General features: G+C 53.5%; 1 protein-coding gene. It reads right to left on the bottom strand.

The window, feature by feature from the left end:
- Positions 1-977 (bottom strand): elongation factor Tu (gene tuf, locus HEM79_RS22285; RefSeq protein ID WP_000407793.1); only part of this gene is annotated, 977 nt, incomplete at both ends.

The raw sequence follows: 977 nt of genomic DNA, 5'->3' as shown, positions 1-977 counted from the left end.
TCGTCCATCGCGATCGGGTGGATCAGGGTAACAACCATTTTGATGTTGTCGCCCGGCATTACCATCTCTACGCCTTCCGGCAGTTCGATGGTACCAGTCACGTCAGTAGTACGGAAGTAGAACTGCGGACGGTAGCCTTTGAAGAACGGAGTATGACGACCGCCTTCATCTTTGGACAGAATGTACACTTCAGATTCGAACTTGGTGTGCGGCTTGATGGTGCCCGGCTTAGCCAGTACCTGACCACGTTCGATTTCTTCACGTTTGATACCACGCAGCAGAACACCTACGTTCTCACCAGCACGGCCTTCGTCCAGCAGTTTGCGGAACATTTCAACGCCAGTACAGGTAGACTTCTGAGTCTCTTTGATACCAACGATTTCAACTTCTTCACCAACTTTGATGATACCGCGTTCTACACGACCGGTAACAACGGTACCACGACCGGAGATGGAGAATACGTCTTCGATCGGCAGCAGGAACGGCTTGTCAATCGCACGCTCTGGTTCCGGAATGTAAGAATCCAGGAAGCCAGCCAGTTCCAGGATTTTCGCTTCCCACTCTGCGTCGCCTTCCAGCGCTTTCAGAGCAGAACCACGAACGATCGGAGTGTCGTCGCCCGGGAAGTCGTACTGAGACAGAAGTTCACGAACTTCCATTTCAACCAGTTCCAGCAGCTCTTCGTCATCAACCATGTCGCATTTGTTCAGGAACACGATGATGTACGGAACGCCTACCTGACGACCCAGCAGGATGTGCTCACGAGTCTGCGGCATCGGGCCGTCAGTCGCAGCAACAACCAGGATCGCGCCGTCCATCTGCGCAGCACCGGTGATCATGTTTTTAACATAGTCGGCGTGCCCCGGGCAGTCTACGTGCGCGTAGTGACGGGTCGGGGTGTCGTATTCAACGTGAGAAGTGTTGATGGTGATACCACGAGCTTTTTCTTCCGGCGCGTTATCGATCTGGTCGAATGC

Origin of the sequence: Escherichia sp. 93.0816 (assembly GCF_013368855.2) — a bacterium.
In the GTDB taxonomy this organism is placed as follows: domain Bacteria; phylum Pseudomonadota; class Gammaproteobacteria; order Enterobacterales; family Enterobacteriaceae; genus Escherichia; species Escherichia ruysiae.
This window is presented reverse-complemented; position numbering and strand designations above follow the sequence as displayed.